The organism is Rhodococcus sp. GQ147, assembly GCF_059759155.1.
Genome location: NZ_JCAXDU010000033.1, coordinates 1 through 23,675, shown reverse-complemented (window position 1 = coordinate 23,675; position 23,675 = coordinate 1). Strand labels below are relative to the sequence as shown.

The window sequence follows — 23,675 nt, the reverse complement described above, 5'->3', positions numbered from 1 at the left end:
CTCAACCTTGCTGAACTCGAAGGGCAGGCTCGCATGTAACAACAGTTTGACCCGTGGGAAGACCGGATCTCGAATTGCACTTTCGAGACGTAAAGCGGGGTCCGCGTGAGGATGTCCACTTGTACTCGCGCAATGTTGATCATCGGAATCATTCTGTTCGGGCTGCTCGTCGGCGCGGTGGCACAGCTCGTCGTGGGCAGGTCCGGGACCGGGATCGACTGGACTCTCGCGTTGGTCGCGGGCGTCGGGGGTTCGTTCATCGGCGGTCTACTCATCAGCCTTCTCGCAGGTGACGGACTTGAATTACGCCCCAGCGGGATCATCGGCTCCCTCGCCGGCGCGATCATCGTGACCGCTGTCTGGTCGGCCTGGAAGTCCCGGTCGCGTCAGGCCTAGCGCTATCGGTATCCCGCGACGAGAGACGATGCCCGAGTGACCTCACGCCCCGCAACCGAGCAGCGACTGCTCGACATCGTTCCCGGAAATCCGGTGTGCCGGGTCGTCCTGGACCGGACGGGTGAACTCGGCATCGGAGACTGGTATCTCACCGCGGGCGGAGTCTTCCAGACGGTCTGGAACTTTCTCGACGGCCGCGACCGGCAGGCCGGCATCCGGGACTACGGGTCTACGCTCCGCACGGTTTCGACGACCTGTTCGGGATGGTGCTCCGCCCGAATCCGGTGCTGGCACCTCGCAACGTGTACGAAGCGAAAGCCCGACGATGGCAGGTGGAATGGCCTCGATTGGTCGTCGAACCGTGGCCCGAGCGCTGACATCCTCATTCGCCGAGATCCTCGTCGAATCTGCGTCGCGCTTCCTCGATGCGAGGAAGATTCGTCGACGCCCACATCAACAGAGCGTCGATCGGTTCGCGCACCGTCTTCCCCAGTGGCGTGATGCGGTATTCGACCGCGACGGGGCGGGTGTTCACCACCCGGCGTTCGACGATTCCGTTGCGTTCGAGTCTGCGCAACGTGGTCGTCAGGGATTTCTGCGTGACCTCGGGAACGGCGCGCCGCATCTCGTTGAAGCGGCGCGGAGCCTCGCACAATTCGGTGAGCACGCTCAGGGACCACTTGTCGAGGATCTGCCCCAACAGTTCCCGGTGGGCGGCGACGGCGAGCAGATCGTGGTCAGCGGTATCCGACATGAAACCTGGTTTCGTTGAAGTGACTTCCGGATACCAAGTATAACTCGGATACCATTTAGTTCCGACCCCAGGAGAACTCCATGTCCGTGTCCGTCACCCTGTTCAGCCCCGAAGGCACGCTGCCGAACGCTCCTTACCACCACGTCGCAGTCTCCACCGGCACGCGACAGGTCCATCTCGCCGGACAGGTCGCATACATGCCGGACGGCTCACCGATTCCTACCGAGCTGGCCGGTCAGGTGGCCCAAGCGCTGCGCAACGTCGCACGAGGCTTGGACGGAGCCGGCGCGACCTTCCGCGATGTCGTGCGCCTGACGTTCTACGTCACAGACTGGCATCCCGAGAAGATCGGACAGTTCATGGCCGGTGTGCAGGCCGTCGCGCAGGAGATCGATCTGCCCGATCCGATGCCGCCGGCATCGCTGATCGGTGTCGCGGCGCTCTACGAACCTGGCGTGCTCGTGGAGATCGAAGCCACCGCGGTTCTCGAGGGATGAGCGTCGTAGATCAGGCCGCGCAGATCCCGAAGACGGGGAATCCGTCGTCACCCGCAGTGGACCGGAACGCGACCCGCACCCGGGCCTCGGCGCAGTCGGGGAACGATCCTTCGATCTTCGAGTAGAGCCATGGCCCGTCGTCGAGTTCGACGATTGCGAGGGTGACCGCGCTGTCGTCCTGCGCGCCGTCGTCGAGCGGTTCGACGACCTTCCAGGACACGATCGAGCCGGTGCCGGAGCAGCGGGCGGACTCGAGGTTCGCGCCGCCGCAGGAGGAGCAGCACGCTGTCTCCGGAGCGTGAAGCGTCGTGCAGCTTCCGCAGCGCAGGATCGTCATGCAGTTCTGCGTCGCGTGGGGCGCCATCGCAGTCCTTCCGTCAACGGAAAATGTCCGAGCCACGAAGCGGTCCGTCGTAGAGGGGGGCGGGACCCCGACGGGCCGATGACGTGGCTCCGATCATCGGCCCCCTATTCGAAGGTAGGTCGACTCGGGACCTTTTCCATCGGTACGCGAGCACACAGATCGTGGGGGTTCGCTGGTCGCAGCGCACAATGCCGGGTCGGTCGACAGGGGACTTCGGGTCGTTCGGGCCACCGGATGTCACTTGGACAAGCGCCCGAATAAACCTCCCTACCTGCAGATCTTCCCTACTTCGACGTGTTCCAGCTCGCACCGGCACCCAGTGCCACGCGCGGACACTGTGCGCACAGCCCGAATCACTACCGAAACAGTGTGCAGCCGCACCGGTGAACCGAGGGACGTTCGTCCTTCACGTGGAAGACAGCGGCACCCGATTCGCCGGGTCGACTCGCCCGCAAGCTCGGTCACTCCAACGCCGCACACTGCGCGCTGTTGCCCGGCAACGCACTCGAAGCGCTGGCCGGCCTTGCAGGACGTCGCCAGGAGTCGGGGCGGATCTGCCCCGCCGACGCGGATATGTCGGGCATGCCGCCCACGCTCATCCAGGTCGGCTCGCACTAATTGTTCTTGTGGACGCGGAGTCGATGGCCGACCGTCTCGCCGACGCCGGTATGGCGTGCGATCTGCAGGTCTGGGACCGGCAGGTGCACATATTCCAGGCCGCCGCGGATCTGCTACCCGAAGGAGTCCGCGCGATCGGCGAGATCGGACGGTTCGTTCGCAGCACCGTGCCCGGCTCCCGCTGACGCGCAGTCAGCCGGGCGCGGGCGGAATCTCCGAATCGGGGGCGAGCACGGCGGCGCCGAGCCAGTGGCACAGCGCCAGCGCGTTCTCGAGGTCGAGCCGACACTCTCGGACACTGTGCCCGATCTGCTCCTCCGCCTTGCTGATCCGGTAGGCGACCGAATTCCGGTGCAGATGTAGTCTTTCCGCTGTGGCGACGAAACTCCCTCCGCTGGAAAGAAATTCCCGCAGCGTGTGCCGCAGTTGCGCGGCAGCGGGATCGTCGGCGGCGAGGCGACCGAGCACATCCCCCACCCAGCCGCGGGCCCACTCGAGATTCGTGCACATCAACGCGACCGCGCCGACCTCGTCGATCGAGACGAGACGCGGACCCGGCAGCGCCGATGTCAGAGCCACCTCCCGCGCCTGCGCCGCCTGCCGATGGGTGCGGACGAAACCGTCGATCCCCTCCTGCGGCGCGCCGACGGCGACACCGACAGGTCGCTGCCATGCCGCGACGATCCCGGACAGTCCCCTCGGGTCGATGCGATCGACCGTGCCGAGCGGGATCCATGCCCAGGCGGTGTACTCGTCGAACTGTTCGAACAGCACCCGACCTCCCCGCCCGAGATGTTCGGCCAGAGTCGTCACTGCCTGCTCGAGACCGTTCCATTCGGTGCCGGACCGGTCCCCACCGACCACCTCGATATCGTCCGTCCAGACGATCACCCCGAGGTGGCGCTGGCCGAGCCGGTAGCCGAGGGTGCGCTCGGCGTCCCCCACCTCGATCGGTCGTCCGGCCAGGATGTCCTGGATGCGGGCGGTCCGGGAGGCGTTGCGGTTGAGCAGCCAGGTATCGCGCTCGGTCTCGTAGACCCCGAGCAGCTTCTGCGACACCCCGTCGATCCCCGCGGAGAGTTTCATCAGGATCTCCACGCCCGCCTGCATCACTGCCGCGGCGTCGTCGCTGAGTCCGGCCAGCACCTCGAGGCACCAGCGCATGATGCTGTCCTGCGCGAGCCGGTTGCTGCGGTCGACCACCGAGACGGGGAATCCCTGTCGGGCCAGCATGCGCACCAGCGAGTAGGACGCCGCCGGGATCTCGATCTCCTCGAGGTCGTCCCGCAGGAACCGGGTCATGGCTGCGACGCCTTCCTCCGCGGCCTGGGCGAGGGAGCGGCGGGTGTGGCGGTCGGTGGACACCGCCTCGATCTCGGCCGAGATCCGCTCGGTCATGTACTGCGTGATCTCGGCGTGCCGCGTCGTCGACAGGTCGGCGACCGCCTCGATCAAGGCACGCGTGGCAGGTCCGGGATCGCCCACGCTGTGGGTGTCCTGTCCGATCTCGTGAGGATTCATCGTGTCCGATTCCGGAGGCTACGGCGTCTGTCCGAGTGCACTGCCTTGCCGAGCGCACCGCCTCGACCGTAACGGCTCGGGACGGGCCGCCACCGCGGATCGGGGCGTCCCTCGGGCAACGATCATGCCGACACTCACGCCGGGTGTTGTCCGGACCCGTCGGTTGCGCCGCCTAACCTGTCACGGTGAGTGAATCAGGCCGAGCGCGGTTCGGCGCGATGGAGGACGCGTTGGTGCGGGACGACCGCCTGCGCCTGTTCTCGTTCGCGACGGCCGAGAAAAGGGTGCACTACCTGTGGGTTCTGCGCGCATTCGATCACGCGCGCGGCAACTACTCGGTGCTGTTGCACGCCGGCGACGTCGAGAACGTCCTCACCCGACTGCCCGGCGCGAGCGGCGACGACGTGCCCGATTCCTCCGAGATCCCGGCGCTGCTCGAGCAGCTGCACGCGTGGGGTGTGCTCGAACGCAGCTACGACGGATCCCGGGCAGCGACGCTCGCCGAGTACCGCAACCGGCACTACGTCTACCAGTTCGGGCAGGCGGGCTACCGGGTGTTCCGCGCCGTGGAGGACGTGTTGTCCTCCCGCGGCGAGGACGTCTCGCTGTCACGTCTGGCCCTTCCCGATCTGCTTGCCGATCTCAACGATCTCGCCGACGCGAACGCCGCCGGCGACGGCGAGCTGGTCTACCGGAAGTTGAGCCGCCTCGACGCGACGTTGTCGGACATGGCCGAGCGCGCCGCCCGTTTCTATCTCGTCCTCGGCGAGCTGGTGCGCACCACCGAGGTCACCCCGGAGACTTTCCTCGCCCACAAGGACGCGCTGCTCACCCATATGCGCGAGTTCAGCACCGACCTGGCCCGCTACGCCCCGAAGCTTTCCACGGCGCTCGACCGGGTACAGACCACCGGGGTTCAGAAGCTCACCGCGGCCGCGGCCCGGCACGACGAGCGGGTGCTGCTCTCGTTCGAGGAACGCGAAGCGGACTGGGCGCAGCGCTGGTGGGGCGTCGAACACTGGTTCGTCGGTGTGGGCTCCGAACCGAGCGAATCCGAACGCCTGCGCGGCGCGACCATCAACGCGATCTCCGCGGTGCTCGGGCTGCTGCGCCGGCTCACCGAGCAGCGTCGCGGGGGTGTCAGCCGCGAGTCGCAGCTGCGGCATCTCGCGGGCTGGTTCGCTGCCGCGCCGTCCGAGGAGGCCGCGCACGCACTGTTCGATGCGGTGTTCGACCTGGGCCGGCCCCGACACTTCTCCGTCGCCCATCCCGATGCCGACATCGTGCCGGTCACCCGCTCGTGGTGGGAAGCGCCTCCCGTGGAGATCGCCCGCACCCTCGCCGAGACCGGCCGGCGCCCCGCAGCGGGAGCGCCGGGGCGGATCCAACGCAACGACGCCGGAGTACGGCGGCTGCGCGAGGCGCAACTCGAGAAGCAGCGTCGCCGGGCCGAAGCGGCGCGTTCCCTCGCCGCCGGAGGGGTGCGCGAACGGAAGCTGAGCGAACCGGAAGCAGAGGTGCTGTTGAGCCTGCTCGACGCCGCACTGTCGGCCCGCGTGCCCGTGAGCGGGCGGGTGCGCAGCGACGATGCGTCCTCTGGTACGCAGAACGGCGTCAAGCTCACCCTCCGACCGAGCGGCGAGTCGACGGTGGTGCACACCGCGCGCGGGCGCCTGTATCTCGACGGTCTGTCGGTGGAGGTGCGATGAGGGCGCGTTCGATTCCGTCCGTCGAGCTGGATTCGTATCAGCGCGCCGCACGGCTGGTGCTCACCCACCACCTCGTCACCGCGACCTTTCCCGACCGGTCGGCACTGGCGACGGTGCGCCGCTGGGCCACCGAGCTGCGGGAGGATCTGCTCGCCACCTTCGGATACCGGCTCGAGGTCACCGAGACCACCGCGCGGCTGTTCACCGTCGCCGATCGCCTCGACGCGGGGGCGGGCACGTCGACGCACACCGGCCGGCCGTTCGACCGGCGCCGCTATGCCTATCTCGCGTTGGCGATCGCGGCGCTCGGTCGCGGCGCCGGGCAGATCACCCTGTCCGAACTCGCCGAGCACGTCGCGTCCGAGGCGAGCCGGGTGGACGGTGTCGAGCTCGACACCGAACGTGCCGCCGATCGCGATGCCTTCGTCGATGCCGTGACCTGGCTCGGCGTGCGCGGGGCGATCACCCTCGCCGACGGTGATGCGGGCAGGTGGGCGAGCGATCCCGACAGTGGTGAGGCGCTCTACGACGTCGACCGCGCGGTCGTGCATGCCCTGTTCCGGCCACCGCGGGCGTTGCAGCACCTCGAATCGGTGCGCGGTCTGCTCGGCAATGCCGGTGCCCCGCAATCGGATACGGCGGAGGTCCGGAGGCGAGTGCGACGCGCACTGGTGCAGCGTCCCGTGGTGTACGCCGACGATCTCGACGACGACGAAGCGCTGCAGTTGGCGTTGCCGCGCACCACCGACGAAGTAAAGTTGCTCACCGGCCTGGTGTGTGAGCGTCGCGCCGAAGGTGTTGCGCTGGTGGATACCTCGGGACGACTGTCAGATGTACGGTTTCCGAACACGGGGACGGTCGCGCAGGTCGCGCTGTTGCTGGCCGGGGAGATGTGCGATCGCGTCCTCGATCCCGACGCCCCTGCCCCACCCCGGATACCCGTACCTGCACAGACACAGGACGCTCTCCTCGCGGCCGTCGATTCCGCGATCCCGAGGTCGACGGTGTTCACCCCGCTCGCGGCGTCCGACACCCCGATCCCCGACGAGCTGGAGCAGGACGACGCCGCTCGTGCCCCGCTCGAGCATCCCTTGCTCGAGGATTCGTGGCTGGCGGGCACGGTCGGGCGTCTCGTCGACATCTACGGCCGGACCTTCGCCGCGCAGTGGCAGGCCGACCCCGCGGGACTGGCCGAGGCCGCGGTGGACATGCTCGACCGGCTGCGGCTGGTGGCCCGGGTACCCGGCGGGGTACTCGTCCTGCCCGCGATCGCCCGCTTCCGCGGCGTGACGGTCAGTGTGCGCGAACGTGATCCGGAAATCGACCTGTTCCCCGAGACCACCCCACCGACAGTCCCCGCACCCGATACGAACCCGACGGAGATCTCATGAGCAGCGCCCGATTCCGCCCCACGCGTGCCGGGATCATCAACCTGTGGGACTACCGCGACCAGGAGTTCTCGTTCGCCGACGGACGACTGGTGCTGCGCGGACCGAACGGGTCGGGCAAGACGAAGGCGCTCGAGGTGCTGTTCCCGTTCGTGCTCGACGGCCGGATCGAACCGCGACGTCTGAACCCGTTCGCCGGCGAGGAGCGCACCATGCGCTCGAACCTGCTGTACCGGGGGCAGGACAGCGCCCACTCGTACGTGTGGATGGAGTTCTGCCGCGGCCGCGCCGACGACCCGGAGGCCGTCACCATCGGCATCGGGATGCGCGCCACCCGCGGCAACGACAAGGTCACCCGCTGGCATTTCGTCGTCGACGGCCGTGTGGGAGTCGACTTCTCGCTGCTCGACGACGAGGACCGACCGCTCACCCGCAAACAACTGGTCGATCAGATCGGGGCCGACGCGATCGCCGATCGTCCCGTCGACTACCGGGCGGCGATCGACGCGCGCATGTTCGGTCTGGGCGCACAACGCTACGACCAGCTGATCAACCTGATCCTCACGCTGCGCCGCCCCCAGCTCGCCAAGAACCTCGACCCGAAGGGCCTGTCGCAGGCGCTGACCGACGGTCTTCGTCCCCTCGACGACGATCTCATCGTCGAGGCCGCCCGCTCGTTCTCCGCGATCGAGGAGGTCGAACGCACCCTCGAATCCCTCGCGGCCGCCGACGATGCGGCGCAGCAGTTCGTCAAGGTGTATTCGAAGTACATCCGGCAGCAGGCCCGTACCGCCGTCGACAAGGTCGCCACCCGTCTCGGGGTGGTGGACACCGCGGTGCGGTCGCTGCGTGAGGCGGCCGAGGCCCGCACCGAGGCCGCCACCGCACGCACGGCCTCGGAGGAACAGCTCCTGGTGGCCGAACGTGACCACGAACAGGCACGCACCACCCTCGAGGCACTGCACCGCTCCAGCGCCTACGAGGGCAAACAGCAACTCGACGACCTCGCCTCGGCGGTGAAGAACCTCGAGCGCACCACCGCCGCGCAGGCCGAGCAGGCGAACCGCGCCCAGGCCGTCGTGGCCGACCGGCTCCGCGACCACGACAGTGCCCGCGACGCGCTCGAGACGGCGACGGCGGCACGTCGTCGCGCCGAGGACGGGCTGAGTGCGGCGGCCGAGGACGCCGGCATCACATGGACCGGTCTCGACGGCATCGAACGGACCGAGCAGCTCAGCGCGGCGATCGACGCGCTCGCCGAGGAACGCGACGCCGACGTGCGCGTGGTGCGCAGCGCACTGTCCCAGCTCGACGGTGCCGCCGCTGCGCGGTCGCGGGCCGAGGCTGCCGCGGTGCGTGCTCGCGCGCAACGCGGCACCGCGTCGGCCGCGGTGGAGGCCGGCGAGACCATGGTCGACCTGTCCCGCAGCGAGGTCGCCGCCGAGCTGGGCCGGTGGTGGTCCGATCGCGCCGAGACCTTCGCGGCTGTGGGCCTGTCCACCCCGGTCTTCGAGGCGCTCGACACCGCCTTCGGCACCGTCGGTCAGGACGATGCCCCGTCCCCGGCGGCGGTGTTCGCCGAGCGCACCGCGCCCGTGCTCGACGACCTGCGGTTCCGGCGTCGCGTGTGCGGCGCGGAGATCGAATCGCTCGGCACCCGGATCGCCGAACTCGAGGCCGAACGCACCGCCGTCGCAGCCGAAAGTGACGACGCTCCCCCGACCTTCCCGGCCCGCACCGGCAACCGTGACGATCTCGTCGGCGCGCCGCTGTGGCAGCTCGTCCGCTTCCGCGACGACGCCTCGGCGCAGGACGCCGCCGGCATCGAAGCGGCCCTGCAGGGCGCGAACCTGCTCGACGGGTGGATCACCGACGGCGTCGGCGACCTGCCGGACATCGAGTCGGAGCAATTGTTGGTGCCGCTGGCACCCGGGCACCGGCCGAGCGGTCCCACGCTCGCCGATGTACTCGTTCCCGAAACCGACACGGCCGTCCCGGAGGAACGGGTCGCCGCGGTGCTGTCGTCGATCGCATGGGCCACCGATCCCGGCCCGGACGCGCGGGTGTCGGTCGATGCGCACGGTAGGTTCCGGCAGGGAGTGCAGCTCGGTCGCCACGTCAAGGAGCAGGCCGAGTTCATCGGAGCCACCGCCCGCGCCCGGCGGCGGCAGCGTCGCATCGTCGAACTCGAGACCACCATCGCCGAGTGCCGAGCCGACGTGGCGTCGCTGCGCGAGCAGGATCGCGAGATCGGCGACCGGCTCACCGCACTCGACGAGGCCGTGAAGTCGTTGCCGCGCACCGGATCCGTGCTCGCCGCGCTACGCAAGGTCACCGAATGCGCCGGCGCGCTGCGGACCGCATCCGAATCCGCATCCGCCGCCGACCGCGATCTGGACCAAGCGATCGCCGCGGTCGCCACCAAAGAACAGCACCTGCGGTCGACGGCCGGCCGACACCGGGCACCGCTCACCGCGACGGAACTCGACAGTCTCGATGCGGCCGTGCGGCACTTCCGTTCGCAGGGCCAGGCCTTGCAGCGCGCGCTGCGCGAGCAGGTCACCTGCGGTGATCGCCTCCGCGACAACGACGTTCGCCTCGACGAGGCGCGGGTCTCCGCCGAGAATGCGGCCGAACTCGCGGCGGAGAACGCCGAGACGCTGGCCAACGAGCAGCAGAAGCTCGAGACGCTACGCGAGTCGATCGGGGCGAGCGCCGACCGAATCGATGCCCAGCTCGACGAGGCCCGGCGCCGAATCGAGGCGGCGAAGACCGCCGAGCGGACCGCACGTAAGGCCCACGAGTCGGCGCTCGAGCGGATCGGCAAGGCCGAGGCTGCCCACACGGGCGCCGAGCAGACACTGCGGTCGGCGCTCACCGAGGCCCGCGCCGACGCCGATGCTCTGGCTCCCTTCGCCCGCCGCGACCTGCTGACCCTGCTAGGCGTGGAGAGCGAGCACATGTGGCCGTCCAGCGCCGCCGCGTGGCTCGACGCCGATCAGCTGACCTATCGGATCCGGCAGTCCCCCGACGACACCGTCGACGTGCTGCCCACCGAGGTTGTCGCGTTGTTCCGGGCACTCGACGCCGCCACCGACTCGGTCACGGCCTCCGAGTCGACCCGCAAGTCCACCGCGTCTGCACTGACCTCCGCGCTGCAGGAGTTCGACGCCGAACTCGCCCGGGGTCGCGACTACCGCCTGCATTGGGACGCTGCCGACGGCATCACCGTCGTGCAGGTACAGGACGAACAGGGGTACACGTCCGTCGCGGCGTTCGCGCAGCGCATCGCGCGGGCGCGGCAGGAACAGGAGACCCTGCTCACCGACTCCGAACGGCGCATCCTCGAAGACGCGCTCCTCACCGGTCTCGCGCAGCAGATCCACGAGCGCACCGTCGACGCCCGCGACCTCATCGCCCGGATGGGTGCCGAGATGCGGCAACGGCACATGTCCTCGGGCAACACCATCGGGGTGCACTGGGTGCTCGCCGACCATCTCGACGAACCGGCCCGGGCGGTGTGCAAGCTCCTCGACCGTGACGCGTCGATGCTGGCTCCGGAGGATCTGGCGGGGATCCGCGCGCATTTCGCCGCGCGGATCCGCGCGGAGCGGGCCGCGCATCCGGAACGGTCGTACCCGGAGATCCTCGCCGCGACGCTGGATTACCGCCGGTGGCGGGTGTTCTCGTTCAGCCTCGTCGGCGCGGACGGCAGCGAGGACCGCCTCACACCGGCCCGGCACTCGGCGTTGTCCGGTGGCGAACAGTCCGTCTCCCTGCACCTGCCGTTGTTCGCCGCGGCGCACGTGATGCTCGATTCCGCCGACCCGCATGCGCCGCGCCTGCTCGCCCTCGACGAGGCCTTCGCCGGTGTGGATGACACCGGCCGCAGCGAATTGCTCGGCCTGTCCGTGCAATTCGACCTCGACCTGTTCATGACCGGTTTCGACCTGTGGATCACTTATGCCGGTGTGCCTGGCTGTGCGCACTACGACCTGTCGCATTCGGTGGCCGAGCACACCGTCGCCACCACGCTGCTGGTGTGGTCCGGTGGCGAACTGCTCGCCGAGCACGACGGGTCGGATCTGGAGAGCGCGCTCGGATCCCCGCGCACCCGACGGATCACACGCCCGGTGGAAGGAGCCCTCGAGTTCGCATGATCATGACGACGGTCACTACGGCGTGTTCCTCCTCGATCGAGGCTCTCACCTGCGCCGCGGACCTACGATCCGGAAGATGACGAGGCTTCGGGTATCCAGACTCATCGTCGGCGCCGCGACCGTGGTCGGGCTGCTGCTGGGCACGAGTCCCGCGGCAGCGGCACCGGCACCGGCACCGGGCGCGCGGGTGACCGCGTCGCCGGACGGTTTCGCGCTCGACGGTCGGGCCTGGTGGCCCACCGGGTTCAACGCCTACCAGCTCGCCACCGACTGGTCGGTGAACTGGGGATGCGGAGCGATGGTGAACCTCGACGCCTATTTCGGTACGTTGCCCCCGAATTCGCTCACCCGCTTCGATCTCTTCCAGGCGCTCGCCGTCAACCGGTTCACCGGGCAACTCGACTTCGGACCGATGGACGCGGTCTTCGCCGCGGCCGAAGCGCATGATCAGATGCTGCTGCCGGTCCTGGCACCACAGGACGGCGCATGCGAGGACGAGGTCTTCAAGGGACGGCAATGGTACGTCGACGGGTGGACCGAATTCACCCCGGGACACGAAAAGGTGGTGATGAGCTACCGGGACTGGATGCACACCGCCGTCGCCCGCTACCGGAACTCACCATCCCTCGCAGCATGGGAACTGGTCGGCGAACCGGAGACGAGTTCATGCACCGACCCCGCGTGCCACTGGTGGACCCGGTCGTGCGAGCCCGGCGCCGCGCAGGTGCTGCGCGACTTCTTCGACACGGCCGGAGCCGAACTGCGCGCCGTCGACCCACGCACCCTGATCACCGCGGGTTACACCGGGGGCGGTCAGTGCGGCACCCAAGGTGACGAGTACCAGTTCGTCAGCGCCTCCCCCTATGTCGATGCCGTGCAGTACCACGACTACGGCGCCGACGGCGTGCCGTTGCCCGGCGATCAGTGGAACGGTCTCGCCCGGCGGGTCGCGCAAGCCGCAGCCGTCGGAAAGCCGTTGCTCGTGGCCGAGATCGGTGAGCTCGCCGGGTCCTGCGGGTCGCTCGGTGACCGCGCCGACCACATCACCACAAAGATCGAGGGCCAACGCGCCGCCGGCACCGCAGGTGCACTGCTGTGGGCGTTCGTGCCCGACCCGCGGGAAGCCGACTGTACCTACGACATCGGATTCGACGACCCGTTGTGGGATGTGGTCGAGGACCTCGGATCCCTCGAACCCTCCACCCTGCCGAACGCGCAGTTCTCTCCGTAAGAACAGTCCTCACGCATCGACGGTCAATCGACGCTCGCGCCCAGAACGATTGCATGGTCCCCGATCTTGTCCGTCTCGTCATCTCCGTCGTCCGGTCGACTGTCGCACTCCGTGCCTGTACACGAAGTCTGTGGTGGCGATCGTCGAGGGTCGCGAGTAGCGCACTACTCGATTCGGAATCCGGTTGACCGGCCGCGGCGGCACTGCTTCGATCGGTGCCATGAGCGACCGCACGCGCCTGACCCGCAAACCCGAACGCGGCACCGACGATCCGGCGGTGCTGCACCGGCTTCTCGACGAGGCCCGCATCGCGCACGTGGGTTTCGTCCGCGAAGGATCGCCTGTGGTGCTGCCGATGGCGGTGGGCCGCGACGGGGACAGGTTACTGCTGCACGGCTCGACCGGCGCCGGCATGTTTCTCGCCGCGCGGTCCGGGATCGAGGTGTCGGTCGCGGTGACGCATCTCGACGGGCTCGTCTTCGCCCGGTCGGCCTTCGACCACAGCATGAACTACCGCAGTGCGGTGTTGTTCGGTGTGGCCACACCGGTCGCGCCGGGCGAGAAGGAACACGCATTGAAGGTGGTGACGGAGCATCTGATTCCCGGTCGGTGGGACGAGGTCCGGTCGCCGACACCGAAAGAACTGGCCGCCACCACGGTCCTGGAAGTGCCGCTCACCGAGGTGAGCGTAAAGGTCCGGGCGGCCGGACCGGGAGAGGACGCCGGGGACGGTGAAGACCACTCCGTGTGGGCGGGAGTGGTGCCGTTGCGGACCGTCGCCGACGATCCGATCCCGTCACCGATCACCGGGTCCTCGACCGCGTTGCCACGCTCCGTGCGCGCATTTCTGTGACATCGAACGGGCTGTCCGTTGTGACATCGAAGGGGCTTTCCGTCGTGTCCGCCCCCGAATCCGACATCGGTGATGAAAGGATGCCCGCGTCGAAGGAACAGATCGGAGTCGCCGCGAGTGCCATCAACGTCCGTGTCCGTGAAAGCCGCACGCAAGCGGCTCGGTGAGCTGGTCCGGGAGGTCAACGACGAGACCGTCGCCGTCGAGATCGTCGGCAAACGCGGCACGGGCGTCCTGATCTCCAAGGACCGCTATGCGGCGCTGCAGGAGGCAACCTTCCTGCTCCGCTCCCCCGAACTAATGGACAGCCTGCGCCGGGAGATGCAACGTTCGCTCGAGGCCGCCGCGTCGACGGGCCGGCGGCAGCCGCCGGCTGCTCGCCGGCGCGCGAAGAACAAGAAGAGGCGCAAGAAACGGCGTCGCGCCCGTTGACCGTCTCCATCCCGTACATCTGCACACCGCCGCCGAGCACTGCGGCCGGGCGGTGCAGATGCCGGAAGTCTCGCCGCGAGGCGGTGAAAGCGGTCGTCCAGCTCGCCGATCCCGCGGCCGCCTCCGACGCGAACTCGCCACCTGCAAGTACCCGACCGGAGTCGAGTTCGTGCGTAACCGGCCGCGCGATCCGACGCGCACCCGACTGGTCCAGAATTGACCGAGACCGGTGTTGTTCGCGAAATCCGTTGGGAACCCGCGAACAACACCGGTCTCGATTCGTCAGTATCGGGCGGTCAGGTGCCGCAGAAGGTCCGGAAGGACTCGGCGAACGAACGCGGTGCGGGCGAGACATATTCGTTCCACTCGCCACGCGCCTCGAAGGGATGTGTGACGACGTCGAGCAGCCTCGCGAACGGCTCGAGGTCGCCGCCGGTCGCCGCCTTCAGCGCGGCGTCGACCTGATGATTGCGCGGGATGTACAGCGGGTTGACGCGGTCCATCGCCTCCGCCCTCTCCCCCGCTGCCCGGTCGTCCCGCTCGGCCGCGGCGTGCCAGCGTTCGAGCCACGGCGCCGAGCGCTCACGCGGCACGAGTCCGTCGAGGGGTGCCGGATTGCCGCGCAGTTCGTCGGCGAGGGCACGGAAGGTCACCGTCCAGTCGGCGCGGTGCTCTTCCAGCAGCGTCAACAGATCGTCGACCAGTTCCTGATCGAGAGAGTCTTCTGGAAGACCGAGTTTGACGGCCAGACCGGACCGGTAGTGCCGCTCGTAGCGGGTGTCGAAACTGTCCAGAACAGCGGTGACCGCGGCGATCGCCGCATCCGGAGTCGAATCCACGAGTCTGAGCAGGGTTTCGGCGAAACGCGCCAGATTCCACTTCAGGACGGCGGGCTGGTTGCCGAACGCATAGCGCCCGCTGTGGTCGATGGAACTGAACACCGCCGCCGGATCGAAGGCGTCGACGAAGGCGCACGGACCATAGTCGATGGTCTGCCCCGAGATGGTGGTGTTGTCGGTGTTCATCACCCCGTGGACGAAACCGACGAGCATCCACTGCGCCACCAGCGACGCCTGCGCTTCGACCACGGCGGTGAACAGTCCCAGGTAGCGGTTGTTCTCGCCGGTCTCCGGCAAGTCGAGCAGATCCGGATAGTGCCGGCCGATCGCGTGGTCGGCGAGTGCACGCACGACCTCGCCCTGCCGCGCCGCGAACTCGAAGGTCCCCACCCGCAGGTGGCTGGCCGCGACACGGGCCAGCACCGCGCCGGGCTCGGCGCCCTCGCGGTGGACCGGCCGACCGGTCGCCACGACCGACAAGGAACGGGTGGTCGGAATGCCGAGGGCGTGCATGGCCTCGCTCACCAGATACTCGCGCAGCATCGGCCCGACGACCGCGAAGCCGTCCCCACCCCGGGAGAAGGGCGTGGGACCCGAACCCTTGAGATGCAGATCGACGCGGCCACCGTCCGCGTCGACGAGTTCACCGAGCAACAACGCCCGACCGTCGCCGAGCAGCGGAGCGTATCCGCCGAACTGGTGCCCGGCATAGGCCATCGCGACCGGCTTGGCACCCGCCGGCACCTCCGCGCCGGTCAGGACGGCAACCCCGTCGGCGCTGCGCAGCGACGCCACGTCCAGTCCCAGCGACACCGCGAGGTTCTCGTTGAGCGCGAGCAGTTCCGGGTCGGGGGCCTCGGCGCCCTGCCACGGCACCGATAATCCGCTCAATTCGTCGGCGAAGGAACTGCCGAGACCGGATATCGTGGTGTTCGTGCCGACGGGGAAATCCGGAATCGCAGTCATCCTTCGAGGGTAACCGTGTGACACCGACGCACGCTGCGGGCGAGGGAAACGCCGGTGGACCCCGGTCACCGGCGGCGCATCATTCCGCCCCGGACCGGGTATCCGCCCCCGTGCACACCGACCCGGACGATCCTCGCCGTCCCACCCGGCGGATCCAGGTCCGCGACGTCGCCGAGCACCTCCGCGATGTCCTGCGATCCGGACCGCAGTGCGGACACGACCGCGTGATCACCGGCATCAGCGACGATTCCCGGACGGTGCGGCCCGGTGATCTGTACGTCGCGCTGCCCGGACACCACGCCCACGGCCTGGACTTCGAAGCCGAAGCCGCCACCCATGGCGCGGTCGCGGTGCTCAGCGACCGGCCGTCACGCCTTCTACCCACGTTCGTCGTCGATCGACCGCGCGACGTGGTCGGCCCGTTGGCGTCGTGGATCCTCGGGCACCCCTCTCACGACTTGCAGGTCCACGGCATCACCGGCACCAACGGCAAGACGAGCGCGACCTATCTCCTCGACACCGCACTCGCGGCCACCGGCGTGGTGACCGGCATGATCGGCGGGGTCGTCGTGCGCGGTCCGGCCGGCACACGACCCGCGACCCGCACCACCCCCGAGGCCGCGGTCGTGCACCGCACCCTGGCCGAATTCCGTGACCAGGGCGTGCAGGCGGTGACGCTCGAGGTGTCCTCGCACGGCATCAGTCAGGGCCGCGTCGACGGCGTGCGGTTCCGTACCGTCGCCTTCACCAATCTCGGGCCCGACCACCTCGACTTCCACCACACGATGGAGCAGTACTTCGCCGCCAAGGCGGCACTGTTCACCGCCGACCGCACGCAGACGGCCGTGGTGAACATCGACGACGAGTACGGGCGACGTCTGGCGGCCTCCGTCGACGTGCCGCTGTGGACGCACTCGACCTGCGATGCCCGCGCCGACGTGTACGCGGACTCGATCCGGTGCGATCTCCACGGCACCTGCTTCACCGTGCACACGCCGGCCGGGAGTGCGCCGGTGCGACTGTCGCTGCTCGGACCACACCAGGTGGCCAATGCGCTGACGGCGCTCACCTCGGTGGCCGCCGTCGACGGCGACGTCCTGCAGGCCGCAGCGGGTCTGGAGACCCTCGCGGGTGTGCCCGGCCGGCTCGAACGCGTCGACGCCGGTGAAGGTGTTCTCGCGCTCGTGGACTACATGCACAACACGTCCGGGCAACGCGAACTGTTACCCTTCCTCCGGTCGCTCGCCCCCGAGCGGCGACTGGTCCTCGTGATCAGCGCGACCGGAGAACGCGATCCCGGCAAGCGATTTCCGCTCGGGCACACCGCCGCGACCTACGCCGACGTGGTGGTCGTGACCGACGACAGTCCCCTCTCGGAGGACCCGCGTGTGCTCAGGGATGCGGTCGCCGAAGGGGCCTTCGCAGCGCGCAGCGCCCGCGTCGTCGTCGAGGCCGACCGACGTCGCGCGTTCGATATCGCCGTCGCCCACACCGGCCCTGGAGACGTCGTCGTCGTGGCCGGACGCGGATGCGAGCCACGCCTGGTCTCCGGGGACACGGTGCAGGTGTTCGACGACCGGGACGAACTGCGGCGCGCACTGCACCGCACGCACCGGAGGTCCACCTCGCGCGTGCCCCGCTGCTGAGGACTGCCGGGTTCCTAGGCCTGCAGGCCAGGTTGCCCGGACAGGATCGTGAACGACGCCTTCGTCGACACCGGCGCGTCCGGTTCGGTGACCGTGTCGAGCACCCGGAAGTCGGCGTGCACGGCGTCCGGGGTGATCGTGGTACGCACGTAACCGCGCCGGTCGTTGTGGAACTTCAGGTGCGGGTTCGCCGGCATGTGGTCGACCTGCGTCGCGCCGGTTCCGTTGCCGTTCGACGTGATCGACGTGCACACCAGTTCCGAACCCAATACCGGCGCGTCGGGATCGGTGAAGTCGACCTTGATGTCGTTGGCCCAGTGCCGGTGCACGTCGCCGGTGAGCACGACGGCGTTGCGTACCGGCGAATCCACCCAGCCCTGGGTGATCCGACGACGTGACGCCGCGTACCCGTCCCAGCCGTCCATACTCACCTCGTCGCCCTCAGGGCTCGGGTCCTTGTCCTGTTCGGCGAAGAACACCTGCTGACCGAGGAAGTCCCACTGCGCGGTGGAGGTGCGGAAACCGTCGAGCAGCCACTGTTCCTGTTCGGTTCCGGTGAGTGTTCGTGCCTCGTCGTGACGTTCGGCGACGTTCTTCTTCCACCCGTCGCCGGCGGCCTGGTCGTCGCGGTACTGACGGGTGTCGAGCATGTGGAAGTTGGCGAGAGTGCCCCACCGGATCCGCCGGAAGATCTTCATGTCGTGCCCCCGCGGTGTCGACGAGGGTCGCAGCGGCATGTTCTCGTAGTAGGCCTGGAAGGCGGCGGCGCGGCGGGCGAGGAAGTTCTCGGTGGTCTCGTTGCTCTGAGCGGCATCGGTGTTCTCTGGAATCGTTCCGGCCCAGTTGTTGTCGACCTCGTGGTCGTCCCACACCACCAGCCACGGCGCGATCGCGTGCACGTCCTGCAGATCGGTGTCGGCCTTGTACTGGGCGTGACGTTGCCGGTAGTTCGCCAGGGTGACGGTCTCGGGTCCGTCGAGCGAGCGGACGAGACCGGTGTCGCTGGTGTAACCGCCGCCGGTGTACTCGTACAGGTAATCCCCCAGGTGCAGAACGAGATCCGGGTTGTCCTCCGCCATGCGCCGGTAGGCGGTGAACCAGCCGTGTTCGTACTGCGCGCAGCTCGCGAACGCCATCGTCAGAGCCGCCGCGGTCTCGGTGGCCGACGGTGTCGTCAGCGCCCGCCCCACCGCACTCATGTCGTCGCCCGTACGGAACCGGTAGAAGTACTCCCGGCCCGGACGCAGCCCGACCAGTTCGACATGCACGGAGTGGGCGCTGTCGGGGACGGCTCGTTCCTCACCGCGTGCGACGACACGGGTCATCTTCTCGTCCTCCGCGACCTCCCACTGCACGGTGACGGGACGGTTCGGCATGCCGCCGAGTCCTTCCTCGGCGAGCGGGTCGAGCGCGAGGCGGGTCCAGATCACGAATCCGTCCGGCACCGGGTCGCCCGAGGCAACACCCAGCAGGAAGGGGTCGCCCTTCACTCCCGGCGCGTCGGCGCGCGCGTATCCGGTGACACCGACGGAGGTGGCTGCGGTGACGACAGTGATTCCGAGTCCGGCCGAAAGGAACGATCTACGTGACAAAGGCATGGCCACGGAAGGTAGTGGCCGAATCTCCTTCGCACGGACTACGTTACCGAACGTAGGAAGAACACTCGGAAACATTTGGGGATACGCCGACAGGGGTCGGCAGCACCGCATCGAGGTCTACGATGAGGAGGGGCCTCGAACGGAGGAGACTGTCATGGTTTTTCCCGCACTCACCCACGTCGCCGTCACCGTCTCGGATCTGGCTGCAAGCACGGCCTGGTACTCGAACCTCTTCGACGCCATACCCGTCCTCGACGAGGACGACGAATCGGGCACCTTCCACCACGCGGTCTTCGCACTCGACGGCGGCACCCTGTTCGGCCTGCACACCCACCCCGATGCGCCGGCGCAGACGTCCTTCGACGAACGGAACACCGGGCTCGACCACATCGCGTTCGGTTGCACCGCCGACGAGCTCGACAAGTGGCGCGACCGGCTCGACAGTCTGGGTATCCCACACGGGGACATCAAGAACGCCTCGTACGGTTCCGGGTTGTCCTTCCGCGATCCCGACAACATCGCGCTCGAATTCTTCGCGCCGCCGAGCTGATCGCCCTCGCCCCCAGCGACGATCCGCCGCGCCCGGATGCTCTCTAGCGCAACCTCCGCCGCGGACGATAGCTCAGTCGCGGACGATAGATCGACGTTGCCCATTGAATGGCGTCCTCGAGTTGCCGCTCGCTCATCTCGAACACTTCGTCGACCTCCGGCTCCACCGGCTCGCAGGGGCAGTAACCGTTTGCAGGTCCGGCATAGGTGGACAGGACGGCACCACCTTCCACGACGAACACCCCGGGGTAGATCTCGCACGCGAAACGCCGGTTCGCCAGGACCCGATGGGTGACCTTGACTTCGTACACCTTCGTTACCTCCTCGGAAGCCCGAGTGTTCGGACCGGGTAATTTGCAAACCTGCAGAACTCCGCAGCGAACCGATCGAGTCGAATACTCGCGGTCGTCCAGCGATTGCTCGAATTCACGCCTGACGGCACGATGCTTCGCTCTGCCTCGACGGGAGTTCCGCGAACGAGGCCAGAGCAGCAGCGGCAAGTTGCCGACAATGCGACGGCTTGTACGCCGACTGACGTTTACGCATCAAGTCGAGGTTGAACTTCGCAGCCGCAGCGCGGACGTGCTTCGATTTCAGAGCTGAACGCACGAAGCGGATGTCATCGACAATCAAGCACTGCTCGAATCCTCCGCCGGACTTGTGGGTCCCCTCGTCGAACATCACTCCCCGAGCGGCGAGCAACACCCGGCCCCACCTACTGACCGGGAGATAGCGACTATCCACGAAGAACACGGCGGCTATGTCGTCCGACTCGTCGGAGACCGCAATGTAGAACGTCTCCAGGGCAGCCATGGAGATGCAGAAGATTCGCCTGCGGTTGGAACTCGGGAAACAACTCACCGTCCAGAATGTCGCCTCGGTACGGCACGGATACGGCACGCAGCGGGAAGGTACAGTCCAAGCGCCGCGACGATCTGGTCGTATCGAGGGTGTTCCTGGAGCCGTCGGAAGTCGCCGGCGTGATCCTTGATACGTTCGAGGCCCTCGCGTTCGTGGTCGAACGGGGAAGGGCTGATTTCGACCCACCGGTCACTGCGCACCGGGTTCCCCCTCTTCATTCCGATCGTTCACGTCCGTCACAACGTACCCGGACACACAGTAGGGATCAGCGGCTATCCGGATCAGGACAAGGACTGTCGGACGCCCCAAGCACCAGGAGCATTCGAAGCTGGAGAAGTCAGACGGATTCGGCAAGCAAAGACTCGTCACCGACACGGAACAGCGACTTCTTCAAGCGTGGACTCGGACGATTCGACTCGAGCCAGCGCTTGATCGCCATCTTCTGATCCGACTTCGACAATCGACTCAGACCGAGGTTGTTGATCAACTGGCCGACGGCCCGCGGCTCCGAACGCTGAGTCTCAGGCGGATGAAAGCCTCTGTCGTCCCACCGACGACACCGAAGTCCGACATCAGATCACCTCCGCTTCCAGAACCGGCAGGACAACGCCAGAGCAGTCGGAATGACTGATCCGGCCCACGCGATGGGAGCGACCTGGGCCGAGTAGTGGCTCGCATCGGTACCGGAGGATCCGCTGAATCCGCTCGTAGAGTCGATCTGATCGCTGACACCGCTTCGACGCAGCGCGCTGCGCCTGGGTAAATTCCGCGGGCGCAACACTCCGACAACCACGCGGCCTCGATGGCATTCCCACCCGAGAGCACCAGCGAGCGCCCCACGTCCCCTCCCTCATGGCTTCGTTCCGGTGCCCTTCAGATCGCAGATGTGCCGATCTGCACCACACGCGCCCATTCCGGCGGCCTGTCCGGAACGAAGTCGGGGTTCGATTCGCTGCGGGTCGCAATGCGGGGGAACAGACCGACGATCGTCCGGCACCCCGGACGGCTGCTGGGCCAGGGGGTTTCCCCGTCGGTGAGCACCACCATTACATCCGGCCGGGGCCGAAGACGCAGCATCCGGGCGAATCCGGCGCGCAGATCCGTGCCACCGCCTCCGACCAGCGGAATGTCCTCGGCCTGACACAGCGGGTGCACGATCCGCGCGGCCGCGTCACAGGACAGCACCGTGACCAGGTCACGACGCCCTCCCACGGCCCGCGCGATAACGGCGACCTCGAGCAGTGCACTGCCCAGATCCGCGTCGCTCACCGAGCCGGAGGTGTCGACGATGACACCGACCCGCGGCGGGGTTCGCCGCAGGCTCGGCAGCACCGCTCCGGGCACGGCAGCAGAGCGCCGCGCCGGCCGGCGGTAGGTGTAGTCGTCACCGGCGCCGGACGCGGAGGTGGCCGAGCGGATCGCCGCCCCCAACAGAGTTCGCCACGGCTGCGTCGGGTGCAGAGCTTCCTCCGCCCACCGCTGCCACCCGCGGGGTGCACTGCCCGGCTGCCCGATGATGCTGTGCGCCACCCGGAAGCGCACAGCGTCCCGTTGCTCGTCGCTGAGCGCGTTCGCCCCCTCCGGGCCCCACTCCCACTCACGGCTCAGGCCGTCGGCACCGCTGCCGCAGTCGAGCCAGGCCAGCCTGTCGGTGCACGGACCGAGGCCGAACTGCTGCAGATAGTCCTCCATGAGCTGACCGGCGGGCAACTGCAGGGTCGACCGCAGAACGGCGTCGTCGGGTAGGGGCAATCCGTCACCGAACGCATCGTCGTTGATCTCCGCGTCGGCCGCGATGTTCATGCGTAGTCGATCGGCGCGACCGTCCAGGTCGTGCGCGCGGGCGTAGCGGTCGCTGCGGCCGTGGTGATCGCGCAGCAGATGCGAGACCTGGTGAACGAGGATCGACGCCAGCTCCTCCACCGGTCGCCGAGCGACGAAACCGGGCGAGATGTAGCAGCGCCAGTGCCGGTCCACACCGATGGTCGGTACGCGCGGCGACGCGACGATGTGCAGCGCGTACAAGGCGGTCGCGAGATAGGGTCGGGCGCGAACGGCATGCAACCGTGCGGCGTAGATCTTGTCCGCGTCGAATGCCGACGACGTCATCGGCCGGCCTGCGCGACGGCGTCCGCCGACCGAGCGACCGAGACGACACCGGCGAGCTCGTCGATCGATGCCGGCACCTCCCAGTCGTCGCGGCGCAGGGTGGCCAGTGTGACGGCCGGCACGACCACGAGATCGGGTGGCCCGGATTCCACCGCGGTGGCCAGGAGGGTCCACGCCGCGTCCCAGCGCCACTTCTCCGGCCGTCGGCGGACCGCGGCGACCACCGCGTCGAGCACGGCCTGGCGCAGATCACCGCGCTCGGGCAGGTCGGCAGCCGCCGGATCGGCGAGCAGCGCCTCCGGATCCGGCAGGTCCATACGTTCGATGGCTGCGAGCAGCTCGAACCCGGGTCCGTCGCCGACACTGCCCCGGACCAGCAACGACAGCACGTCCTTCGACGACGAGGTGGCGGTCGCGAACGCGATCAGCCGCACGGTCATGTCCCAGCTCCGCGGCGACGGCCAGGCACTGCCACGGCGGCTCTGGCTGCTGGGGAGTTGATGCACGAGGGCGGGCCGGGCGGTGAGAAGCTCACAGACCGCGCTGCGGGCGAACGTCACCGCGCCGGGAGAATTTCTCCGGATCGAGACGCGGCAGCGTCGCCCGTGGCCAGGTCCCGCCGAGACCCCGCACGACCACGTCGTGGTCGTAGGTCCAGTGCAGGTGCACGAAGCGGTTCGCCAACGGCGGACTCAGTTCCCAGCCGTCCGCTGCCGAGGACGGCGGGTTGGCGGCAGCCACGATACGGACACCGGGTGGGAGTTGCAGTGCCCCGATTCGTCTTTCGAGGACGAGACGGAGCAGCGCCGCCTGCACGGCGGGCGGAGCCGTCGACAGTTCGTCCAGGAACAGCAGTCCCCGCCCGGCCTGCACGAGCCGGACGGCCCAGTCCGGCGGTGCCATCGGGACGCCGCGGGTTGCGGGATCGTCTCCGAGCACGGGCAGACCCGAGAAATCCGACGGCTCGTGCACACTCGCGATGACAGTGGTCAGTGGCAGGTCGACGGCCTCGGCGTGCTGGCTCAGGACGGCGGTCTTACCGATTCCCGGTTCACCCCACAGCAGTACCGGTAGATCCGCGGTGACCGCCACCATCAGGGCCTCGAGTCGGTCGTCGGGTCGAGGCTCGGTGGTCACCGCGTCGAGCATCGCCGACAACGTTGCGGCGCTGTCGAGTTCGTTGC

The 23,675-nt window shown here is 68.3% G+C and carries 21 protein-coding genes and 2 pseudogenes; 14 read left to right on the top strand and 9 right to left on the bottom strand.

Annotated elements, in window-relative coordinates:
* The first annotated feature begins 132 nt into the window (after positions 1 to 132).
* From AC6CID_RS24245 to AC6CID_RS24235, 3 genes and pseudogenes are all read left to right on the top strand, one after another.
* Entirely contained in the window at positions 133 to 396 is a 264-nt protein-coding gene (locus AC6CID_RS24245; protein ID WP_094980498.1) for a GlsB/YeaQ/YmgE family stress response membrane protein, read from the top strand.
* Between the two features lie 36 nt (positions 397 to 432).
* Positions 433 to 573: pseudogene (locus AC6CID_RS24240) on the top strand (hypothetical protein); the annotation flags it as partial.
* The gene (locus AC6CID_RS24235) at positions 537 to 773 is read left to right on the top strand and encodes a nucleotidyltransferase family protein (RefSeq protein ID WP_308880000.1); all 237 of its coding nucleotides are present in this window, start codon (positions 537 to 539) and stop codon (positions 771 to 773) included. The pseudogene AC6CID_RS24240 and the gene AC6CID_RS24235, both read left to right, overlap by 37 nt.
* Positions 774 to 778: 5 nt before the next feature.
* Here the strand turns inward: AC6CID_RS24235 and AC6CID_RS24230 are convergent, their stop codons facing one another.
* Positions 779 to 1,150 (bottom strand): winged helix-turn-helix transcriptional regulator, encoded by a 372-nt coding sequence (locus tag AC6CID_RS24230; RefSeq protein ID WP_094980499.1) that lies wholly within the window; start codon positions 1,148 to 1,150, stop codon positions 779 to 781.
* An 86-nt stretch (positions 1,151 to 1,236) separates the two neighbouring features.
* Between AC6CID_RS24230 and AC6CID_RS24225 the strand changes: the two genes are divergently transcribed.
* Positions 1,237 to 1,647, top strand: coding sequence for a RidA family protein (locus AC6CID_RS24225; protein WP_231782065.1), 411 nt, complete (start codon positions 1,237 to 1,239; stop codon positions 1,645 to 1,647).
* A 10-nt stretch (positions 1,648 to 1,657) separates the two neighbouring features.
* Here the strand turns inward: AC6CID_RS24225 and AC6CID_RS24220 are convergent, their stop codons facing one another.
* The gene (locus tag AC6CID_RS24220) at positions 1,658 to 2,011 is read right to left on the bottom strand and encodes a Zn-ribbon domain-containing OB-fold protein (protein WP_006551994.1); all 354 of its coding nucleotides are present in this window, start codon (positions 2,009 to 2,011) and stop codon (positions 1,658 to 1,660) included.
* Between the two features lie 489 nt (positions 2,012 to 2,500).
* On the opposite strand from AC6CID_RS24220, the gene AC6CID_RS24215 reads away from it, so the two are divergent.
* Positions 2,501 to 2,629, top strand: coding sequence for a hypothetical protein (locus AC6CID_RS24215; protein ID WP_260782744.1), 129 nt, complete (start codon positions 2,501 to 2,503; stop codon positions 2,627 to 2,629).
* Between the two features lie 23 nt (positions 2,630 to 2,652).
* A complete protein-coding gene (locus tag AC6CID_RS24210) occupies positions 2,653 to 2,814 on the top strand; it encodes an alpha/beta hydrolase family protein (protein ID WP_175427958.1) in 162 nt (53 codons plus the stop codon).
* Positions 2,815 to 2,821: 7 nt separating this feature from the next.
* On the opposite strand, the gene AC6CID_RS24205 is transcribed toward AC6CID_RS24210, so the two are convergent.
* Positions 2,822 to 4,150 carry a PucR family transcriptional regulator gene (locus tag AC6CID_RS24205; RefSeq protein WP_064255579.1) on the bottom strand — a complete coding sequence of 443 codons (1,329 nt, stop codon included), beginning with the start codon at positions 4,148 to 4,150 and terminating at the stop codon, positions 2,822 to 2,824.
* A gap of 218 nt (positions 4,151 to 4,368) precedes the next feature.
* Here AC6CID_RS24205 and AC6CID_RS24200 point away from each other — a divergent pair, with 218 nt between their 5' ends.
* The 6 genes from AC6CID_RS24200 to AC6CID_RS24175 all read left to right on the top strand — a co-directional run bounded on the left by AC6CID_RS24200 (position 4,369) and on the right by AC6CID_RS24175 (position 13,923).
* A complete protein-coding gene (locus AC6CID_RS24200) occupies positions 4,369 to 5,859 on the top strand; it encodes a TIGR02677 family protein (RefSeq protein WP_039587209.1) in 1,491 nt (496 codons plus the stop codon).
* Positions 5,856 to 7,250 carry a TIGR02678 family protein gene (locus tag AC6CID_RS24195; protein ID WP_006551991.1) on the top strand — a complete coding sequence of 465 codons (1,395 nt, stop codon included), beginning with the start codon at positions 5,856 to 5,858 and terminating at the stop codon, positions 7,248 to 7,250. Before AC6CID_RS24200 ends, AC6CID_RS24195 begins: the two co-directional genes overlap by 4 nt.
* Positions 7,247 to 11,407 carry a TIGR02680 family protein gene (locus AC6CID_RS24190; RefSeq protein WP_498354614.1) on the top strand — a complete coding sequence of 1,387 codons (4,161 nt, stop codon included), beginning with the start codon at positions 7,247 to 7,249 and terminating at the stop codon, positions 11,405 to 11,407. Before AC6CID_RS24195 ends, AC6CID_RS24190 begins: the two co-directional genes overlap by 4 nt.
* 76 nt (positions 11,408 to 11,483) lie before the next feature.
* On the top strand, positions 11,484 to 12,638 hold the full coding sequence (locus tag AC6CID_RS24185; RefSeq protein ID WP_498354613.1) for a glycoside hydrolase 5 family protein: 1,155 nt from the start codon (positions 11,484 to 11,486) through the stop codon (positions 12,636 to 12,638).
* 220 nt (positions 12,639 to 12,858) lie between these two features.
* On the top strand, positions 12,859 to 13,491 hold the full coding sequence (locus AC6CID_RS24180) for a pyridoxamine 5'-phosphate oxidase family protein (RefSeq protein WP_050993475.1): 633 nt from the start codon (positions 12,859 to 12,861) through the stop codon (positions 13,489 to 13,491).
* Positions 13,492 to 13,623: 132 nt separating this feature from the next.
* Positions 13,624 to 13,923, top strand: a complete 300-nt coding sequence (locus AC6CID_RS24175) for a type II toxin-antitoxin system Phd/YefM family antitoxin (RefSeq protein WP_217579821.1) — start codon at positions 13,624 to 13,626, stop codon at positions 13,921 to 13,923.
* Between the two features lie 296 nt (positions 13,924 to 14,219).
* Here the strand turns inward: AC6CID_RS24175 and AC6CID_RS24170 are convergent, their stop codons facing one another.
* Positions 14,220 to 15,728 (bottom strand): protein adenylyltransferase SelO, encoded by a 1,509-nt coding sequence (locus AC6CID_RS24170; protein ID WP_498354612.1) that lies wholly within the window; start codon positions 15,726 to 15,728, stop codon positions 14,220 to 14,222.
* Between the two features lie 110 nt (positions 15,729 to 15,838).
* Between AC6CID_RS24170 and AC6CID_RS24165 the strand changes: the two genes are divergently transcribed.
* Positions 15,839 to 17,374 (top strand): Mur ligase family protein, encoded by a 1,536-nt coding sequence (locus tag AC6CID_RS24165; RefSeq protein WP_498354611.1) that lies wholly within the window; start codon positions 15,839 to 15,841, stop codon positions 17,372 to 17,374.
* 14 nt (positions 17,375 to 17,388) lie between these two features.
* On the opposite strand, the gene AC6CID_RS24160 is transcribed toward AC6CID_RS24165, so the two are convergent.
* On the bottom strand, positions 17,389 to 18,972 hold the full coding sequence (locus tag AC6CID_RS24160) for an alkaline phosphatase D family protein (RefSeq protein ID WP_498354610.1): 1,584 nt from the start codon (positions 18,970 to 18,972) through the stop codon (positions 17,389 to 17,391).
* Positions 18,973 to 19,126: 154 nt separating this feature from the next.
* Between AC6CID_RS24160 and AC6CID_RS24155 the strand changes: the two genes are divergently transcribed.
* The gene (locus tag AC6CID_RS24155; RefSeq protein WP_230811514.1) at positions 19,127 to 19,522 is read left to right on the top strand and encodes a VOC family protein; all 396 of its coding nucleotides are present in this window, start codon (positions 19,127 to 19,129) and stop codon (positions 19,520 to 19,522) included.
* 43 nt (positions 19,523 to 19,565) lie between these two features.
* On the opposite strand, the gene AC6CID_RS24150 is transcribed toward AC6CID_RS24155, so the two are convergent.
* The 4 genes and pseudogenes from AC6CID_RS24150 to AC6CID_RS24135 form a co-directional block, all read right to left on the bottom strand.
* Positions 19,566 to 19,832, bottom strand: a complete 267-nt coding sequence (locus AC6CID_RS24150; RefSeq protein ID WP_033096661.1) for a hypothetical protein — start codon at positions 19,830 to 19,832, stop codon at positions 19,566 to 19,568.
* Between the two features lie 115 nt (positions 19,833 to 19,947).
* Entirely contained in the window at positions 19,948 to 20,334 is a 387-nt protein-coding gene (locus tag AC6CID_RS24145; protein ID WP_139192957.1) for a hypothetical protein, read from the bottom strand.
* A 921-nt stretch (positions 20,335 to 21,255) separates the two neighbouring features.
* Positions 21,256 to 22,491, bottom strand: coding sequence for a vWA domain-containing protein (locus AC6CID_RS24140; protein WP_064062065.1), 1,236 nt, complete (start codon positions 22,489 to 22,491; stop codon positions 21,256 to 21,258).
* Positions 22,488 to 23,675: pseudogene (locus AC6CID_RS24135) on the bottom strand (AAA family ATPase); the annotation flags it as partial. The gene AC6CID_RS24140 and the pseudogene AC6CID_RS24135, both read right to left, overlap by 4 nt.

Excerpts from the sequence above, each read along its gene's own strand:
- AC6CID_RS24190 (WP_498354614.1), top strand. The coding sequence starts at position 7,247 with ATGAGCAGCGCCCGATTCCGCCCCACGCGTGCCGGGATCATCAACCTG.
- AC6CID_RS24195 (WP_006551991.1), top strand. The coding sequence starts at position 5,856 with ATGAGGGCGCGTTCGATTCCGTCCGTCGAGCTGGATTCGTATCAGCGC.
- AC6CID_RS24205 (WP_064255579.1), bottom strand. The coding sequence starts at position 4,150 with ATGAATCCTCACGAGATCGGACAGGACACCCACAGCGTGGGCGATCCC.
- AC6CID_RS24160 (WP_498354610.1), bottom strand. The coding sequence starts at position 18,972 with ATGCCTTTGTCACGTAGATCGTTCCTTTCGGCCGGACTCGGAATCACT.
- AC6CID_RS24245 (WP_094980498.1), top strand. The coding sequence starts at position 133 with ATGTTGATCATCGGAATCATTCTGTTCGGGCTGCTCGTCGGCGCGGTG.
- AC6CID_RS24185 (WP_498354613.1), top strand. The coding sequence starts at position 11,484 with ATGACGAGGCTTCGGGTATCCAGACTCATCGTCGGCGCCGCGACCGTG.
- AC6CID_RS24210 (WP_175427958.1), top strand. The coding sequence starts at position 2,653 with ATGGCCGACCGTCTCGCCGACGCCGGTATGGCGTGCGATCTGCAGGTC.
- AC6CID_RS24180 (WP_050993475.1), top strand. The coding sequence starts at position 12,859 with ATGAGCGACCGCACGCGCCTGACCCGCAAACCCGAACGCGGCACCGAC.
- AC6CID_RS24200 (WP_039587209.1), top strand. The coding sequence starts at position 4,369 with ATGGAGGACGCGTTGGTGCGGGACGACCGCCTGCGCCTGTTCTCGTTC.
- AC6CID_RS24220 (WP_006551994.1), bottom strand. The coding sequence starts at position 2,011 with ATGGCGCCCCACGCGACGCAGAACTGCATGACGATCCTGCGCTGCGGA.
- AC6CID_RS24140 (WP_064062065.1), bottom strand. The coding sequence starts at position 22,491 with ATGACGTCGTCGGCATTCGACGCGGACAAGATCTACGCCGCACGGTTG.
- AC6CID_RS24145 (WP_139192957.1), bottom strand. The coding sequence starts at position 20,334 with ATGGCTGCCCTGGAGACGTTCTACATTGCGGTCTCCGACGAGTCGGAC.
- AC6CID_RS24155 (WP_230811514.1), top strand. The coding sequence starts at position 19,127 with ATGGTTTTTCCCGCACTCACCCACGTCGCCGTCACCGTCTCGGATCTG.
- AC6CID_RS24170 (WP_498354612.1), bottom strand. The coding sequence starts at position 15,728 with ATGACTGCGATTCCGGATTTCCCCGTCGGCACGAACACCACGATATCC.
- AC6CID_RS24230 (WP_094980499.1), bottom strand. The coding sequence starts at position 1,150 with ATGTCGGATACCGCTGACCACGATCTGCTCGCCGTCGCCGCCCACCGG.